Here is a 16,232-nt window from a genome sequence, read left to right on the forward strand (position 1 = left end):
GCCCGAGGAACCCCAAATGCTGAAGAAGGTCATCGACTACCTGACCGGCGAGCATCGCCGCGACAGCGAGCCGCAAACCGTCAAGTACCCCGGCGTGCGCGACGCGGTCGACGGCAACACCGCCGTCATCATGGTCGAGCGCGAGGCCTCGGACGCCGCCGGCGCCTACCCGATCACGCCGTCGACGCAGATGGGCGAGTACTGGGCGCAGGAAGTGGCCGCAGGCCACCTGAACGTCTCCGACCGGCCGCTGATCTTCGTCGAGCCCGAGAGCGAGCACGCTGCCGCCGGCGTCACCGCCGGCATGTCGATGACCGGCCTGCGCGCGACCAACTTTTCCTCGGGCCAGGGCATCGCCTTCATGCACGAGTCGCTGTACGCGACGGTCGGCAAGCGCCTGCCCTACGTGCTGAACATGGGCTGCCGCGCGATCACCAAGGCCAGCCTGAACGTGCACGCCGGCCACGACGACTACCACTGCATCGACGACACCGGCTTCATCCAGGTGATGGCCAAGAGCGCCACCGAGGCCGCCGACCTGAACCTGATCGCGCGCAAGCTCGCCGAGCTGTCGCTGACCCCGGCCATCGTCGGCCAGGACGGCTTCCTGACGACCCACCTGATCGAGTCGGCGCGCATCCCCGAGCGCGAGCTCGTCGCCGAGTACCTCGGCCGCCCCGACGACCTGATCGACTCGCCGACGCCGGCGCAGGCCATGGTCTACGGCCCGAAGCGCCGCCGCGTGCCGGCGATCTGGGACGTCGACGTGCCGCTGCTGTCGGGCTCGGTGCAGAACCAGGACGCCTACATGCAGGCCGTGGCCGCGCAGCGGCCGTACTTCTTCGACGCCATCGAGTCGCTGTCCGAGCAGTGCATGGCCGAGTACGCCGCGCTGACCGGCCGCCGCTACGGCCGCGTCGGCGGCTGGAAGCTGGAGGACGCCGACTACGTCATCGTCGGCATGGGCAGCATGGTCGTGCAGGCCGAGGCCGTCGCCGACTACCTGCGCGAGACGCGCAAGCTGAAGGTCGGGGTGCTGAACATCACGATGTTCCGCCCGTTCCCGGGCGACCTGGTGGGCCAGGCGCTGCGCGGCAAGAAGGGCGTCGTCGTGCTCGAACGCACCGACCAGCCGCTGGCCGAGGACCTGCCGCTGGTGCGCGAGCTGCGCGCCTCGCTGTCGAAGGCGCTGGAGAACGGCCTGGCCGGCGCCGACACGCTGCCGCACAAGAACTACGCCTCGATCACGCCGCAGGAGATGCCGCGCCTGTACTCGGGCTGCTACGGCCTGGGCTCGCGCGACCTGCAGCCCGAGGGGCTGATCGGCGCCGTCGAGAACATGCTGCCGGGCGGCGCGAAGAAGCCGTTCTTCTACCTGTCGGTGGACGTCGAGCGTGACCCGCTGAACCCGAAGGACGAGCTGCACCAGCAGGCCGTGAAGGCCGGTTACCCGAAGGCCGCCGACGTCGTCGTGCGCGGCAGCGAGAACCCGAACCTGATGCCCAAGGGCGCGATCACGGTGCGCATGCACTCGATCGGCGGCTGGGGCGCGATGACCACCGGCAAGAACCTGGCGATGACGCTGTTCGAGCTGCTGGACTACGAGATCAAGGCCAACCCGAAGTACGGCTCCGAGAAGAAGGGCCAGCCGACGACCTACTACCTGTCGGCGGCGCCGGAGACCATCCGCGTCAACTGCGAGTACGTCAGCGTCGACGTCGTGCTGTCGCCCGACCCGGCGGTGTTCGGCCACTCCAACCCGCTGGCCGGCCTGAAGAAGGGCGGCGTCTTCATCATCCAGAGCAACCTGGGTGATGCCACCTGGGCGGCGTTCCCGCGCTGGGCCCAGCAGCAGATCGTCGACAACGGCATCCGCGTCTTCTACCTCGACGCCTTCCAGATCGCCCGCGAGGAGGCCGGCAGCGCCGACCTGCAGCTGCGCATGCAGGGCAACGCCTTCCAGGGCGCGTTCTTCGCCGCCACCTCGGTGCGCGAGAACGCCGGCCTGAGCGAGGAGGAGCTGTTCCGCGCCATCGAGAAGCAGCTCGAGGCCAAGTTCGGCTCCAAGGGCGCGCGTGTCGTGCAGAACAACGTCACCGTCGTGCGCCGCGGCTTCGACGAGATCCGCGAGATCGTCGACAAGACCGTCGGCAGCGCGGCCGCGCCGCGCGCCGCCGCTGCCGCGCTGCCGATCACGCTGCTGCGCACGCCCAAGGGCGACGACAAGGCGCTGCCCCCGGTGGCCGACATCCACCGCTTCTGGGAGCAGACCGGCCACTTCTACGCCACCGGCAAGGGCAACGACAACCTGCTCGATCCGTTCATCGGCGCCTCGCTGGTGCCGGCGGCCACCGGCATCTTCCGCGACATGACCGGCATCCGCTTCGAGCACCCGGAGTGGATCGCCGACAAGTGCACCGCCTGCGGCAAGTGCGTCACCGCCTGCCCCGACAGCGCGATGCCGGGCCTCGTCAACAAGACCGACGAGGTCTTCGCCACGGCGCTCAACCGCGTCGAGTGCGGTGGCACGCCGACGCGCTTCCTGCGCCGTGCGGTGCGCACCGCCGACAAGAAGCTGCGCGGCCTGATCGGCAAGGGTGACGGCGTCGCCGTGCGCCCGCTGATCGACCAGGCGATCGCCGCCACCGTCGCCGAGGCGCCGGAGGAGGACCGCGAGAAGATGGCCGCCGAGTTCGAGCTGCTGAAGGCCCAGCTCGGCGACTTCAAGTTCTCGGCCACCAAGCCGTACTGGCAGGTGCGCGAGAAGAAGAACCCCGGCACCGGCGGCCTGTTCTCGATCACCGTCAACCCGCTGACCTGCAAGGCCTGCGGCCTGTGCGTCAACGTCTGCAACGACGGCGCGCTGAAGATGGTCACGCAGACCGAGGAGTCGGTCGAGGCGCTGCGCCGCGACTGGAACTTCTGGCTCGACCTGCCGACGACCAGCCGCGAGTTCATCCGCGTCGAGAACATCGACGAGAAGAGCGGCGCGCTGGAGACGCTGCTGTTCGACAAGGCGGTCTACAACTCGATGAACTGCGGCGACGGCGCCTGCCTGGGCTGCGGCGAGAAGACCGCGATCCACCTCTTCACCGCCGCCGTCGCGGCGCTGATGCAGCACCGCGTCAAGCCCTTCGTCGCCAAGCTCGACACGCTGATCGACGGCCTGCAGCAGCATCTGCGCAACCGCCTGGCCGAGTCGGTGGACGTCTCCGACACCGGCGCCGTGCTGCGCGCCGTCGAGGCCAACGCCCAGCACGACCTGACGCTGTCCAAGCTGGCCGACAGCCTGTCCGCCGGCAAGCCCTCGCAGCCGCTGGACCCGGCCTGGGTGCGCCGCGTGGCGCAGCTGCTGGAGAAGCTGAAGGACCTGCGCTGGCGCTATGTCGAAGGCCCGACGGGCCGCGGCCGCTCGACGATGGGCATCGTCAACTCCACCGGCTGCACCTCGGTGTGGGGCTCGAGCTTCCCGTACCACCCGTACCCGTTCCCGTGGACCTCGCACCTGTTCCAGGACTCGCCGTCGGTGGCGATGGGCCTGTTCGAGGGTCACATGGCCAAGATGGCCGAGGGCTTCAAGGCCGTGCGCATGGCCGAGATGGAACTCGGCGGCAAGTACGTCGAGGAGCGTGACGGCAACTTCTTCAAGCGCTTCAACTGGGAACAGTTCAGCGACGAGGAATGGAAGCTGTGCCCGCCGGTCGTCAGCCTCGGCGGCGACGGCGCGATGTACGACATCGGCTTCCAGAACCTGTCGCGCCTGCTGATGTCGGGCAAGCCGGTGAAGGTGCTGGTCGTCGACACCCAGGTCTATTCCAACACCGGCGGCCAGGCCTGCACCTCGGGCTTCATCGGCCAGGTGTCGGACATGGCGCCGTACGGCAGCGCCTGGCACGGCAAGGTCGAGCCGCGCAAGGAGATCAGCCTGATCGGCATGGCGCACCGCACGGCGTTCGTCATGCAGGGCACGATCGCCCACGCGACCAAGCTGCTCGACGGCTTCATCGACGGCCTGAACTCGCGCCGCCCGGCGCTGTTCAACGTCTACGCCGTCTGCCCGCCGGAACACGGCGTCGGCGACGACAAGAGCGTCGACCAGAGCAAGCTGGCCGTCGAGAGCCGCGCCTACCCGCTGTTCCGCTACGACCCGGACGCCGGCACGACTTTCGCCGAGTGCGTCAGCCTGTCGGGCAACCCGGCGATGAGCGCCGACTGGCCGACCTACAAGCTGAAGTACCTCGACGAGAGCGGCACCGAGCAGCGCATGGACCTGCCGGTCACGTTCGCCGACTTTGCCGCGACCGAGGCCCGCTTCGCCAAGCACTTCCGCAAGGCGCCGCCGGAGACCTGGAACGACTCGATGATCCCGCTGGCCGAGCTGCTGACGCTGCCGGCCGACGAGCGCGGCGGCCGCTTCCCGTACATCTGGGCCGTCGATGCCAAGCGCCGCCTGATGCGCCTGCTGGTGGCCGAGGAACTGGTGCGGGCCTGCGAGGAGCGCCAGCAGTACTGGCGCCAGCTGCGTGACCTGGTGACGCGCGAGAAGCCGGCCGACATCGGCGCCATCACCGAGCGTGTGCGCGGCGAGCTGCTGCAGAAGCTGAGCTCGGCGCTGGCCGCGCCCGCGGCGGCTCCGGTGGCCGCCCCGGTGGCCGTGGCGCCCGCGCCGGTCGTTGCGGCACCGGTCGCCGCTGCGCCGGTGGCGCCGGCTGCGCCGGCAGCGCCGGTCGCTCCGGCGGAGCCCGCGCCGACGGCCCAGGCGGCCGCTCCGGCTGCCGAAGCGGCGCCGGCCGAGACGGCGCACGAGCCGGTCTGGGTCGAGAGCCCCGAGTGCTCGGCCTGCGACGAGTGCATCACGCTGGCCCCGGGCGTCTTCGCCTACGACGGCCGCCGCCGCGCGGTGGTCATCAACCCGAAGGGCTCGAGCTACGCCGACATCGTGAAGGCGGCGGAGAAGTGCACCGCCGGCTGCCTGCACCCGGGAACCCCGTGGAACCCGGCCGAGCCCAACCTCGAGAAGCTGAAGAAGCGCGCGGCCAAGTACAACTGAAGCGCGCGGCACACCGATGAAGCTGCTCAACTTCCTGCGCGGCGAGACCTTCGCGCGCGGCATCCATCCGCCGGAGCACAAGCACACGGCGGCGACGCCGATCCGGCGGCTGCCCTGGGCCGACGAGCTCGTCGTGCCGCTGGCGCAGCACATCGGCAAGCCGGCCGAGGCCATCGTGCGCGTCGGCCAGGAGGTCGTGCGCGGCCAGCCGGTCGCCAAGGCCGACGGCTGGCTGTCGGTGCCACACCATTCGCCGGCCACCGGCGTCGTCAAGGCGATCGAGCTGCGGCCCACGGCGCGCGGGCCGTGGACGCCGTCCATCGTCATCCGCCCGCACGCCGCGGCGACCCAGGAAGACCTCTGGGGCGTCGCGCGTGACATCGACGCGATGACGCCCGACGAGATCCTGCAGGCCGTCTGGGACGCCGGCCTCGTCGGCCTGGGCGGCGCGGCCTTCCCGACCCACGCCAAGCTGAAGGTGCCGCCGCAGGCCAAGGTGCACACGCTGGTCATCAACGGCTGCGAGTGCGAGCCCTACCTGACCTGCGACCATCGCACGATGGTCGAGGAGTCCGCCGCGCTGGTGCGCGGCATCGCGCTGTCGATGCGCGCCACCGGGGCGGTGCGCGCCATCGTCGGCATCGAGGACAACAAGCCCGACGCGGTGGCGGCGGTGAAGGCCGCGATCGCCGCGGCCGGGCTGGAGAACGTCTTCGCCGAGGCGGTGCCGACCAAGTACCCGCAGGGCTCGGAGAAGATGCTGATCATGTCGCTGTTCGGGGTGGAGATCCCTTCCGGGCAGCTGCCGGTGTCGCTGGGCATGGTGATGAACAACGTCGGCACGATGGCCGCGATCGGCAAGCTGCTGCCGGCCGGCCAGGGGCTGACCGAACGTGTGGTCACGATCGCCGGCCCCGGCGTCGTGCGCCCGGGCGACTACCGCGTGCCGCTGGGCACGCCGATCTCCTTCGTGCTCGACTTCGCCGGCGCGCCGCGCGACGCCACCAGCGCCTGCCAGCTGGTGCTCGGCGGCCCGATGATGGGCCAGTCGGTCGCCGCGCTGGACACGCCGGTGACCAAGGGCGTCTCGGGCGTGCTCGTCTTCCGCCGCGAGGACATGGCCGAGCGCGACGACCGCCGCACCTACCCGTGCATCAAGTGCGGCCAGTGCGTCGAGAGCTGCCCGATGGGCCTGAACCCGTCGGCGCTGGGCATGCTGGCGGCCAAACGCGAGTACGACGAGATGGGCGCGCACTACCACCTCGGCGAGTGTTTCGAGTGCGGCTGCTGCACCTACGTCTGCCCGTCCAACATCCCGCTGGTGCAGCAGTTCCGCGTCGCCAAGCAGGTGCTGCGCGAACGCGCCGCCTCGGCTCCCGCCGCGCCCGCGGCCACGCGCGGCTGAGGGCCCCGACACGATGAGCACCACGATCGAGATCCGCAGCGCGCCGCACATCAAGACGCAGCGCAGCGTCGAGCAGATCATGCGCAACGTCGTCGGCTCGCTGCTGCCGGTGTGCGCCTTCTTCGTCTACCAGTACGGGCTGTCGGCTCTGGCTTCGCTGGCCGTCGTCACCGCCGCCTGCCTGGCGACCGAACGTTTCTTCGTCAAGACGGGCACCCAGTCGGGGACGCTGGCCGACTGGTCGGCGGTCATCACCGGCCTGCTGCTGGCGCTGTCGCTGCCGCCGGGCTTCCCGCTGTGGATGGGCGCGGTCGCCGGCATCGTCGCCATCGCGCTGGGCAAGGCGCTGTTCGGCGGCATCGGCTTCAACGTCTTCAACCCGGCGCTGGTCGGGCGCGCCTTCGTGCAGGCGGCGTTCCCGGTGGCCATCGCCACCTACACGCCGTCGTTCCTGGACGGCCGCTTCACGAGCTTCGTGCCGAGCACGCTGGCCTGGCCGCTGATGATGCCGGCCGACACCGCCGCCTGGCTGCAGAGCCTGCACCTGGACGGCATCACCGGCGCCACGCCGCTGGCGAAGTGGAAGTTCGAAGGCGTCGCCGCAGACCCGCTGCACCTGCTGTCCTCGCTGTCCGGGCACATGGCCGTCGGCCCGTCGCCGCTGCTGATCCTGGTCTGCGGCGCCTACCTCGCGGTGCGGCGTTTCCTGGACTGGCGCATCCCGGCGGCCATCCTGGGCAGCGCCGGCCTGACGGCCTTCGCGCTGTACGCCTGGAACCCGGCGCGCTTCCCGGACCCGTTCTTCATGATGTTCTCCGGCGGCCTGATGCTCGGCGCGATCTACATGGCCACCGACATGGCGACCTCGCCGGTGACGCCGCGCGGCATGTGGGTCTACGGCGGCCTGATCGGCGTGCTGACGGTGCTGATCCGCTACTACGGCGGCCTGCCCGAGGGCGTGATGTACGCGATCCTGATCGGCAACGCCGCGTCGCCGCTGATCGAGCGCTTCACGCAGCCGCGCCCGTTCGGCAAGAGCGGGCTGCTGCGCCCGCGCCGCGGCGCGAGCTACGCGCTGCACCCCGAGTACATCTCGCGCGAGGAAGCCGGCGCCACGACGCCGAAGAAGCGCATGCCGATCAACAAGCCCCGCAAATGAACGCGCCCCAGTCCCCGGCGGCCCTGCCGCCGCCCCCGCCGACGCCGACGCTCGCGATGATCGCGACGCTGGGCCTCGTCGCCGCGATCTGCGGCCTGCTGATCGTCACCGCCTACGAAGGCAGCCTGCCGGCGGTGAAGGAGAACCGCCGCATCGCGCTCGAACGTGCGGTGGCCAGCGTGCTGCCCGGCGCACAGAAGACGGTGTCGTACCTGGCGCTGCCCGACGGCAGCGTCGTCGCCGGCGGCGCCGAGGGCGCCCCGGCCGGCGCGCGCCCGTTCCAGGCCGCCTATGACGCCAGCGGCGCGCTGATGGGCATCGCCGCCGAAGGCGCGGCCAAGGGCTACGCCGACACCGTGCGCATCATGTTCGGCTACAAGCCGGCCTGCCAGTGCGTCGTCGGCTTCGCGCTCGTCAGCAGCCGCGAGACGCCCGGCATCGGCGACAAGATCGTCAAGGACGCCGCGTTCCTGAAGAACTTCGAGGCCCTGGACGCCAGGCTGTCGCCCGACATGAAGGCGCTGGCCAACGCCATCACCACCGTCAAGCACGGCACCAAGACCGAGGCCTGGCAGATCGATGCGATCTCCGGCGCCACCGTCACCTCGCGCGCCGTCGGGCGCGGCATCGACGAGGCGGCGCAGGCCCTGCTGCCGCGCATCGTCCCGAAGCTTGAGCAGATCGGAAGAGCTCCATGAGTCACGACCACGCACAAGGCGCCGGCGCGCCCGCCGGCATCACCGGCGCCTGGGAGCAGCTGACCGAAGGCGTCTGGAAGCAGAACCCGGTGTTCGTGATGATGCTGGGCATGTGCCCGGCGCTGGCCGTCACGGTGTCGGCGATCAACGCGCTGTCGATGGGCGTCGCGACGACCTTCGTGCTCGTCGCCTCCTGCGCGCTGGTGTCGCTGCTGCGCCGCCTGGTGCCCAAGGAAGTGCGCATCGCGACCTACATCGTGATCATCGCCACCTTCGTCACGGTGGTCGACTACACGATCCAGGCCGTGAGCCTGAAGCTCTACGAGGCGCTGGGCGCCTTCATCCAGCTCATCGTCGTCAACTGCATCATCCTCGGCCGCGCCGAGGCCCACGCGTCGAAGAACCCGCCGCTGCCGGCGATGCTCAACGCGCTGGGCATGGGCGCCGGCTTCACGCTCGGGCTGTTCGCGCTGGGCGCGGTGCGCGAGATCCTCGGCGCCGGCACGCTGTTCGGCGTGGCGCTGTTCGGCTCGCAGTTCCAGCCCTGGGTGGTGATGGTGCTGCCGCCGGGTGGCTTCTTCGTGCTCGGCTCCTGGCTGCTGTTCTTCGCCTGGTGGGAGAAGCGCAAGCGTCGCCTCGCCGCCGCCGGCGCCACCCCGGCCTCGGCCGTGACCGGAGGCTGAGATGGCCCACGACACCGTCTTCCAGGTCTTCATCGGCGCGCTGCTGGCGAACAACTTCGTGCTCGCGATGTTCCTCGGCCTGTGCCCCTTCCTCGGGGTCTCGGGCAAGCTCGGCACCGCGCTGCCGATGGGCGTGGCCACGACCTTCGTGATGGCCGTGGCCTCGCTGTTCGCGTTCACGCTGAACTGGCTGCTGGGCCTGCTCGGGCTCGAGTTCCTGCGCCTGATCTCCTACATCGTCGTCATCGCCTCGGCGGTGCAACTCGTCGAGATGGTGCTGAAGAAGCACAGCCCGACGCTGTTCCGCGCGCTCGGCATCTACCTGCCGCTGATCACGACCAACTGCGCCGTGCTCGGCGTGGCGCTGATCCAGACCGCACGCGACTACAGCCTGTGGCAGTCGCTGGCCTTCGCCGCCGGCGGCGGCGCTGGCTTCACGCTGGCGCTGGTGCTGATGGCCGGCCTGCGCGAGCGTCTGCAGCTCGTCGAGGTGCCCGAGATCGCGCGCGGCTCGGCGCTGACGCTGATGCTCGCCGGCGTGCTGTCCCTCGCGTTCATGGGCTTCGCCGGCCTCGGAGGCTGAGGATGCTGAACTACCTCGTCGCCTTCGGCGCTATCGCCGGCCTGCTGGCCGGCTGGGTCGTCGTGCAGCGCATCACGCGCGGCTACGCCGAACGCCACCCCGAGACCGGCCCGTACCGCGAGGTCGGCTGCGCCGGCGGCTGCGGCCATTGCGGCCAGCCCTGCGAACAGCCGGCCGAAGCCCCCGTCGCGCCGCCTCGCCCGCTTTGAGAGCCCCCGCCATGATCCTTCCCGACGCCCCCGTGGCCGCATCCCGTCCGCTGAGCGCCACGCTGGTCTCCAGCGCGCGCATCACGCCCGCCGACTCGCCCGAAGACGTGCGCCACCTGGTCTTCGAGACCTTCGACCCGTCGTTCGACATCCGCCTGGGCCAGTGCCTGCGCCTGCGCGTGCCCGGCCGCTTCGGCCAGGCCTGGCACGAGCGCCTGTATTCGCTGGCCGACCTCGACGTCAGCGACCCCGAGCGCACCGAGTTCGCGCTGCTGGTGCGCCGCTGCCACGAGATCGACGACTTCAACGGCGAACGCCATCCCGGCGTGGCGTCCAACCACCTCTGCGACCTGAAGCCCGGCGAGCGCATCGAGTTCTGCGGCCCGGTCGGCCACCCGTTCCCGGTGCCGTCGGACCGCCACTCGCCGATGATCATGATCGGCATGGGCACCGGCATCGCGCCGTTCCGCGGCCTGGTGCGCCGCATCTACGAGACGCTGGGCACGTGGGACGGCCCGGTGCGGCTGTTCTACGGCGCACGTTCGGGCATGGAGATGCTCTACATGAACGAGCAGAACGCCGACATCGCGCAGTACTACGACGAGGCCAGCTTCAAGGCCTTCCAGGCGGTGAGCCCGCGGCCGCACCTGAGCGCGCTGCCGGCGCTGGGCCGCAGCGTCGAGGACAACGCCGACGAGCTGCGCAGCCTGCTCGAGGACGAACGCACCCATGTCTACGTCGCCGGGCCCGAGGCGCTGAAAGCCGGCACCGAGGTGGCGCTGGCGCGCATCGCCGGGGCGCCCGGCCGCTGGGCGCTGCTGCGCCAGACCCTGATCGCCGGCGGCCGCTGGCACGAGGTCCTGTACTGAACGCCGCGCGCGAAGGAAACACGATGCTGATGAAGCGACGCACCCTGATCTCCGCCTCGCTGGGCCTGGGCGCCCTCGGGGTCCTGGCCTGGAGCCGCCGCGACGCCGGCCCGGCGGCCGCTGACGCGCTGGCGCGCCACGAAGGCAGCACCCGCGCCTTCGGCACCACCGTCACGCTGACCGTGCTGCATGCCGACGCGGCCACGGCGCGCACCGCGATCGACGCCGCGCTGGCCGAGGTGAAGGCGGTCGATGCGCTGATGAGCCTGCGCCAGGACGGCAGCCAGCTCGTGCGCCTGAACCGCGACGGCGTGCTCGACTCGCCCGACGCGCGCCTTGTCGCCGTGCTGCAGGCCGGCCAGGAGCTGTCGCGCCTGACCGGCGGCGCCTTCGACGTCACGGTGCAGCCGCTGTGGCGTGCCTTCGAGGCCGCGCACGACGCCGGCGGTCTGCCCGACGCGGCCACGATCGCCGCCGCGCGTGCGCAGGTCGGCTGGCAGCGGCTGCAGGTGTCGCCCGAGCGCGTGACGCTGGCCGGCGCCGGCATGGGCGTCACCGTCAACGGCCTGGCCCAGGGCTACGCCGCCGACCTGGCGCGTGCCGCGCTGCAGCGCCACGGCATCGAGCACGCGCTGCTCGACACCGGCGAGTTCACGACCCTCGGCGCCAAGGAGGGCGGCCGCCCCTGGATGCTCGGCGTGCGCGAGCCGCGCGACGCCGAGGCCGTGGCCGCGCGCCTGGCGATGGACGGCCGCGCGCTGTCGACCTCGGGCGACTACGAGACGGTGTTCAGCGCCGACTTCCGCCACCACCACATCTTCGACCCGGCCGTCGGCGACTCGCCGACCGAGCTGGCCAGCGTCACCGTGCTCGCGCCCACCGGGCTGCAGGCCGACGGCCTGTCGACCGCGTTCATGGTGATGGGCGCCGAACGTTCGCTGGCGCTGGCCGAGACGCTGGAAGGCGTCGATGCACTGCTGATCGCCAAGGACGGCCGGCGCTGGACCAGCGGCGGCTTCCCGACGGCCGCCTGATCCTTCACGGCGCCTGCCGACGACGCCCGGCCCCGGCCGGGCGTTTTCACGTCACCAGTGGCGCACGCGCCCGGTGTCCAGGTGCACGAAACGCTCCTGCTCGTAGTAGCCGACGCCGCCGGCCTGCAGCGACAGCGCCGCGTCGCGCAGCTCCTTCAGCGGCACGCCCTTCAGGCGCACGTCGATCGCGCGGCCGTCCATGTGCAGGCTGCGCCGCGCGACGCCACCGCCGCGCGTGTTGCGCAGACGGTCGTTGGTCTCCGGGCAGCGGTAACCCGAGATGACCTCGTAGACCGCGCTCTCGGTGCCGAGCAGGCTGCGCACGCGGTGCAGCAGCTCGAAGAGCTGCGGGTCGATGAGGCCGACGCTGCCGGTGTAGTGGTCGCGCAGGAAACGGTTCAGCGTGCCCAGCGCCGCCGGCACGAACTGGCTGTCCACCGCGTAGACCAGATCCAGCGACTCGCCGGTGTGGGTGTGGTTCAGCGCCAGCGCGCGCGGGCCGGGCCCGGCGGCCAGCGCCGGGCGCGTGGCGGCGGCCACCGGCAGCACGCCGACGGCCAGCTTGGCGCCGTGGCGCAGGAAACGGCGGCGGTCCTGATTGCGCATCATGGTCCTCCTCGTCAGTCGGCGCGGGCGGGCGCGGCGCGTTCGCGCAGCGCGGCCTGCAGGCGCGGGTCCTGACGGTAGATATCGTCGAAGAAAAAGACGCGCCCGTCCTTGACGAGCGCGGTGCCGTAGGCGATCAGCACCCGCACTGGCGTCGCGAGCCGCAACGTGCGCGACTCGCCGGCGTCCATCGCCTCGCGGATGCGGGCCTCGGGCCAGTCGGGCATGTCCTGCAGCACGAACATCGCCAGCGCCAGCGGGTCCTCGATGCGCACGCAGCCGTGGCTGAAGTCGCGCCGGTCGCGTGCGAACAGCCCCGTCGACGGCGTGTGGTGCAGGTAGATCTGCTGGGCGTTGGGGAAGACGAACTTGATGTCGCCCAGCGCGTTGCGCGGCCCGGGGCGCTGGCGGATGCGCCAGCGCCCGGCGGCCAGCGCGTCCAGCGCCTCGCCCGAGACCTCGCCGTGCACGCTGCCGTCGCCGGCGACGAACTCGAAACCTTCGCGCGCCAGATAGCCCGGGTCGCGGCGCAGCTTGGGCAGGGTCTCGGAGCGCACGATCGACGGCGGCACGTTCCAGTAGGGGCTGAACTCGACGGCGCGCAACTCGGCGTCGATCAGCGGCGTGCGTTTGTCCAGCGCCTGGCCGACGACGACACGCATGCGCTGCACGATCTCGATGCGTCCGTCCTGCACCTCGTAGGCGCGCAGCACGAACTCCGGGATGTTGACGACGACCATGCGCGGCGATTCGAGCAGCGGCGTCCAGCGCAGCCGCTCCAGCGCCAGCGCCAGCTGCGCGGCGCGGGCCGCGGGCTTGATCTCCAGCCGCGAGAAGGTCGCCGCGCCGATGACACCGTCGGCGCTGACGCCGTGGCGTTCCTGGAAGCGGCGCACGCCGCCCGTCAGCGGCTCGGCGTAGACCGTGCCGGCATGCGTGCCGGCCGGCAGGTCGCCCAGCGCGACCAGGCGCGCGGCCAGCGCCGGCAGGCCGGGCCAGGCGGCACCGGGTTCGAGCTTGCGCGTGCGGCCGACGGTCGGCAGCGGCGGCAGCGGCGCCGCCCAGGCCGGGTCGTGTTCCAGCGTGCGGTAGCGCGCCAGCGCCTGGCGCAGCTCGGCGTACTGCGGCAGCACCGGCTCGGCGCGGCGCACGGCCAGGGCCAGCGAGCCGGCGGCCAGGCCGGCATCGAGCGCGGCGCGGGCGTCGAAGGGCGGGCGTTCGGGCAGCGTCAGCGATCGGTACAGCGTGCGCGGGTCGAGCCGGCCCTGGTGCAGGTCGGACAGGTAGCGGCGCATCGCGGCGTCGAGCTCGGCCTCCAGCCGCGTGGCGGCTTCGTGCGAGGGCGTGTGCGCGGCAGCGTCCAGCGCCTGGGCCAGTGCGGCGGCGCGGTAGTCCTCGGCGACGAGGCCGTGTTCGGCCGCGGCGGCCAGCAGCGCGACGGCCTCGTGTGCCCGCGGGCCGGGGCGGGCGCCGGCGTCGAACCACGGCGAGGCCTGCGCCGCGGCCGCGGCGAACAGCAGCACCAGCGCGGCGATGCGGCGTGGGAGCGGGGCAGGGCGCATGCGGCCATTGTCCGCCTCGGCACCGTGCCGGGCCAGCGTCGCCATGGTGACGGCGCGCGGGCGGCCGGCGCCGCAGAATGGCCCGCAGACCATCCGAGGAGCCCGCCATGGCCGAAGCCTTCATCGTCGCCGCGCTGCGCACCCCGTGCGGGCGGCGCAACGGCCGTTTGAGCGGCTGGCATCCGGCCGACCTGGCGGCGCAGGTCATCGACGCGCTGGTCGCGCGCTCCGGCGTCGACCCGGCGGCGGTCGACGACGTCATCCTGGGCTGCGTCGGCCAGGTCGGCGAGCAGGCGGCCAACGTCGCGCGCAACGCGGTGCTGGCCTCGTCGCTGCCCGAGTCGGTGCCGGGCACGACGGTCGACCGCCAGTGCGGCTCGTCGCAGCAGGCGCTGCATTTCGCGGCGCAGGCGGTGATGTCGGGCGCGATGGACTGCGTCATCGCCGGCGGCGTCGAGAGCATGTCGCGTGTGCCGATGGGCCTGCCGATGGAACTGCCGCGCCAGGCCGGCTACGGCCACTACGTCAGCCCGGCGATCGCCGCGCGTTACCCGGGTGCCGAGTTCAGCCAGTTCACCGGCGCCGAGATGCTGGCCACGAAGTACGGCCTGGCGAAACCGGCGCTGGACGCCTGGGCGCTGCAGAGCCACCAGCGCGCCGCGGCCGCCACGCGCGACGGCGCTTTTGCCGCCGAGATCCTGCCGCTGGCCGTGCGCCGCGCCGACGGCAGCGGCGAGGCCGAGCCCTTGGCCGCCGACGAAGGCATCCGCGCCGACGCCAGCGCCGAGAGCATCTCCGGCGTGCGCCTGCTGCGCGAAGGCGGCAGCATCACCGCCGCCAACGCCAGCCAGATCGCCGACGGCGCCAGCGGCGTGCTGGTCGTCAACGAACGCGGCCTGCGCGCGCTGGGCCTGGCGCCGCTGGCGCGCATCCAGACGATGACGGTCATCGGCCACGACCCGGTGATCATGCTGGAGGCGCCGATCCCGGCCACCGCGGTGGCGCTGAAGAAGGCCGGGCTGGCGCTGGACGACATCGACTGCTTCGAGGTCAACGAGGCTTTCGCCTCGGTGCCGCTGGCCTGGCTGCAGGCCACCGGCGCCGACCCGGAGCGGCTCAACGTGCACGGCGGCGCGATCGCGCTCGGCCACCCGCTGGGCGCCTCGGGCACACGGCTGATGGCGACGCTGCTGCACGCGCTGCGCCGCCGCCGCGGGCGCTGGGGGCTGCAGACGATGTGCGAGGGCGGCGGCCTGGCCAACGTCACCATCGTGGAGCGTTTGTCGTGAGCGGCCCGCTCGCCGGCCTGCGTGTCATCGAGTTCGCCGGTCTCGGCCCGGCGCCGTTCGCCGCGATGGTGCTGGCCGACCTCGGCGCCGAGGTGCTGCGCATCACGCGCCCGGGTGTCGAGCCCGACCCGCGCGACGTCACGACACGCAGCCGCGCGGCGCTGGCGCTGGACCTGCGCGACCCCGACGGCGCTGCCGCCGCGCTCGCGCTGGCCGCCCGCGCCGACCTGCTGATCGAAGGTTTCCGCCCCGGCGTGATGGAGCGCCTGGGTCTGGGGCCGGACGTCGTGCTGGCGCGCCGGCCCTCGCTGGTCTACGGCCGCATGACCGGCTGGGGCCAGGACGGGCCGCTGGCGCAGGCCGCCGGCCACGACATCGACTACATCGCGATCAGCGGCGCGCTGGCCGCGATCGGCGTGCCCGGCCGGCCGCCGGTGCCGCCGGCCAACTACCTGGGCGACTTCGGCGGCGGCGCGATGCTGCTCGTCGTCGGCCTGCTGGCGGCGCTGCACGAGGCCCGCAGCTCCGGCCGCGGCCAGGTCGTCGACGCCGCGATGTGCGACGGCGCCGCGCTGCTGTCGGCCTTCATGGTCGGCTGGAAGGCGCAAGGCCTGTGGTCGCGCCCGCGCGGCGAAAACATGCTCGACGGTGGCGCGCACTTCTACGCATGCTACGACTGTGCCGACGGCAAGCCGATCGCCGTCGGCGCGATCGAACCGCAGTTCTATGCCGAGCTGCGCCGCCTGGCCGGGATCGACGACCCGGCCTTCGACGCCCAGCTCGACGCCGGGCGCTGGCCCGAGCTGAAGGACAAGCTGGCCGCGATCTTCCGCACCCGCACACGTGCCGAGTGGTGCGCGCTGCTCGAAGGCACCGACGCCTGTTTCGCCCCGGTGCTCGACTGGGACGAGGCGCCGCATCACCCGCACAACGCCGCGCGCGGCAACTGGCTGGAGGCGGGCGGCGTGATGCAGCCGGCGCCGGCGCCGCGTTTCTCGCGCACCGCGGCACGAACCCCCGAACCCCCGACGGCGACGACGCTCGCCGCCGCGCTGGCCGCCTGGCCGGCGCGTTGACCCCCGAGA

13 protein-coding genes are annotated in these 16,232 nt (G+C 72.2%); 11 read left to right on the top strand and 2 right to left on the bottom strand.

The window, feature by feature from the left end:
• Nucleotides 1–16 precede the first annotated feature (16 nt).
• From G5B56_RS14825 to G5B56_RS14865, 9 genes are read left to right on the top strand one after another with little or no spacing between them, the layout of a single operon-like run.
• The gene (locus tag G5B56_RS14825; RefSeq protein ID WP_206023531.1) at nt 17–5,050 is read left to right on the top strand and encodes a 2-oxoacid:acceptor oxidoreductase family protein; all 5,034 of its coding nucleotides are present in this window, start codon (nt 17–19) and stop codon (nt 5,048–5,050) included.
• 16 nt (nt 5,051–5,066) lie between these two features.
• Nucleotides 5,067–6,455, top strand: coding sequence for an electron transport complex subunit RsxC (gene rsxC / locus G5B56_RS14830; protein WP_164963725.1), 1,389 nt, complete (start codon nt 5,067–5,069; stop codon nt 6,453–6,455).
• 13 nt (nt 6,456–6,468) lie between these two features.
• Complete coding sequence (locus G5B56_RS14835) at nt 6,469–7,614, top strand: RnfABCDGE type electron transport complex subunit D (RefSeq protein ID WP_164963726.1); 1,146 nt, start codon at nt 6,469–6,471, stop codon at nt 7,612–7,614.
• Nucleotides 7,611–8,312 carry an FMN-binding protein gene (locus G5B56_RS14840; protein WP_009856221.1) on the top strand — a complete coding sequence of 234 codons (702 nt, stop codon included), beginning with the start codon at nt 7,611–7,613 and terminating at the stop codon, nt 8,310–8,312. The genes G5B56_RS14835 and G5B56_RS14840 overlap by 4 nt, the downstream gene beginning before the upstream one ends.
• Nucleotides 8,309–8,995 carry an electron transport complex subunit RsxE gene (gene rsxE / locus G5B56_RS14845; RefSeq protein ID WP_009856222.1) on the top strand — a complete coding sequence of 229 codons (687 nt, stop codon included), beginning with the start codon at nt 8,309–8,311 and terminating at the stop codon, nt 8,993–8,995. Before G5B56_RS14840 ends, rsxE begins: the two co-directional genes overlap by 4 nt.
• A 1-nt stretch (nt 8,996) precedes the next feature.
• Nucleotides 8,997–9,578 (top strand): electron transport complex protein RnfA, encoded by a 582-nt coding sequence (locus tag G5B56_RS14850; protein WP_009856223.1) that lies wholly within the window; start codon nt 8,997–8,999, stop codon nt 9,576–9,578.
• A gap of 2 nt (nt 9,579–9,580) precedes the next feature.
• A complete protein-coding gene (locus G5B56_RS14855) occupies nt 9,581–9,787 on the top strand; it encodes a hypothetical protein (RefSeq protein WP_009856224.1) in 207 nt (68 codons plus the stop codon).
• An 11-nt stretch (nt 9,788–9,798) separates the two neighbouring features.
• Nucleotides 9,799–10,656, top strand: coding sequence for an FAD-binding oxidoreductase (locus tag G5B56_RS14860; RefSeq protein ID WP_009856225.1), 858 nt, complete (start codon nt 9,799–9,801; stop codon nt 10,654–10,656).
• Between the two features lie 23 nt (nt 10,657–10,679).
• On the top strand, nt 10,680–11,690 hold the full coding sequence (locus G5B56_RS14865) for an FAD:protein FMN transferase (RefSeq protein ID WP_009856226.1): 1,011 nt from the start codon (nt 10,680–10,682) through the stop codon (nt 11,688–11,690).
• Nucleotides 11,691–11,741: 51 nt separating this feature from the next.
• Here G5B56_RS14865 and G5B56_RS14870 read toward each other — a convergent pair whose 3' ends face one another.
• On the bottom strand, nt 11,742–12,299 hold the full coding sequence (locus G5B56_RS14870; protein WP_164963727.1) for a DUF882 domain-containing protein: 558 nt from the start codon (nt 12,297–12,299) through the stop codon (nt 11,742–11,744).
• 11 nt (nt 12,300–12,310) lie between these two features.
• Complete coding sequence (locus tag G5B56_RS14875; RefSeq protein WP_164963728.1) at nt 12,311–13,858, bottom strand: murein L,D-transpeptidase; 1,548 nt, start codon at nt 13,856–13,858, stop codon at nt 12,311–12,313.
• A 107-nt stretch (nt 13,859–13,965) separates the two neighbouring features.
• Between G5B56_RS14875 and G5B56_RS14880 the strand changes: the two genes are divergently transcribed.
• Both G5B56_RS14880 and G5B56_RS14885 read left to right on the top strand, forming a co-directional pair.
• Nucleotides 13,966–15,147 (top strand): acetyl-CoA C-acetyltransferase, encoded by a 1,182-nt coding sequence (locus tag G5B56_RS14880; RefSeq protein ID WP_164963729.1) that lies wholly within the window; start codon nt 13,966–13,968, stop codon nt 15,145–15,147.
• Nucleotides 15,144–16,223: a CaiB/BaiF CoA-transferase family protein gene (locus tag G5B56_RS14885; RefSeq protein ID WP_164963730.1), complete on the top strand. Its 1,080-nt coding sequence runs from the start codon at nt 15,144–15,146 to the stop codon at nt 16,221–16,223. The genes G5B56_RS14880 and G5B56_RS14885 overlap by 4 nt, the downstream gene beginning before the upstream one ends.
• Nucleotides 16,224–16,232 lie beyond the last annotated feature (9 nt).

This window comes from Rubrivivax sp. JA1026, from assembly GCF_011065555.1.
In the GTDB taxonomy this organism is placed as follows: Bacteria; Pseudomonadota; Gammaproteobacteria; order Burkholderiales; family Burkholderiaceae_C; genus Rubrivivax; species Rubrivivax benzoatilyticus.

Bases quoted from the DNA above. Each gene is read 5' to 3' on its own strand.
- G5B56_RS14860 (WP_009856225.1), top strand. From the start codon at position 9,799: ATGATCCTTCCCGACGCCCCCGTGGCCGCATCCCGTCCGCTGAGCGCC.
- G5B56_RS14855 (WP_009856224.1), top strand. From the start codon at position 9,581: ATGCTGAACTACCTCGTCGCCTTCGGCGCTATCGCCGGCCTGCTGGCC.
- G5B56_RS14870 (WP_164963727.1), bottom strand. From the start codon at position 12,299: ATGATGCGCAATCAGGACCGCCGCCGTTTCCTGCGCCACGGCGCCAAG.
- G5B56_RS14825 (WP_206023531.1), top strand. From the start codon at position 17: ATGCTGAAGAAGGTCATCGACTACCTGACCGGCGAGCATCGCCGCGAC.
- G5B56_RS14880 (WP_164963729.1), top strand. From the start codon at position 13,966: ATGGCCGAAGCCTTCATCGTCGCCGCGCTGCGCACCCCGTGCGGGCGG.
- G5B56_RS14875 (WP_164963728.1), bottom strand. From the start codon at position 13,858: ATGCGCCCTGCCCCGCTCCCACGCCGCATCGCCGCGCTGGTGCTGCTG.
- G5B56_RS14865 (WP_009856226.1), top strand. From the start codon at position 10,680: ATGCTGATGAAGCGACGCACCCTGATCTCCGCCTCGCTGGGCCTGGGC.
- rsxC (WP_164963725.1), top strand. From the start codon at position 5,067: ATGAAGCTGCTCAACTTCCTGCGCGGCGAGACCTTCGCGCGCGGCATC.
- G5B56_RS14850 (WP_009856223.1), top strand. From the start codon at position 8,997: ATGGCCCACGACACCGTCTTCCAGGTCTTCATCGGCGCGCTGCTGGCG.
- G5B56_RS14840 (WP_009856221.1), top strand. From the start codon at position 7,611: ATGAACGCGCCCCAGTCCCCGGCGGCCCTGCCGCCGCCCCCGCCGACG.
- G5B56_RS14835 (WP_164963726.1), top strand. From the start codon at position 6,469: ATGAGCACCACGATCGAGATCCGCAGCGCGCCGCACATCAAGACGCAG.
- rsxE (WP_009856222.1), top strand. From the start codon at position 8,309: ATGAGTCACGACCACGCACAAGGCGCCGGCGCGCCCGCCGGCATCACC.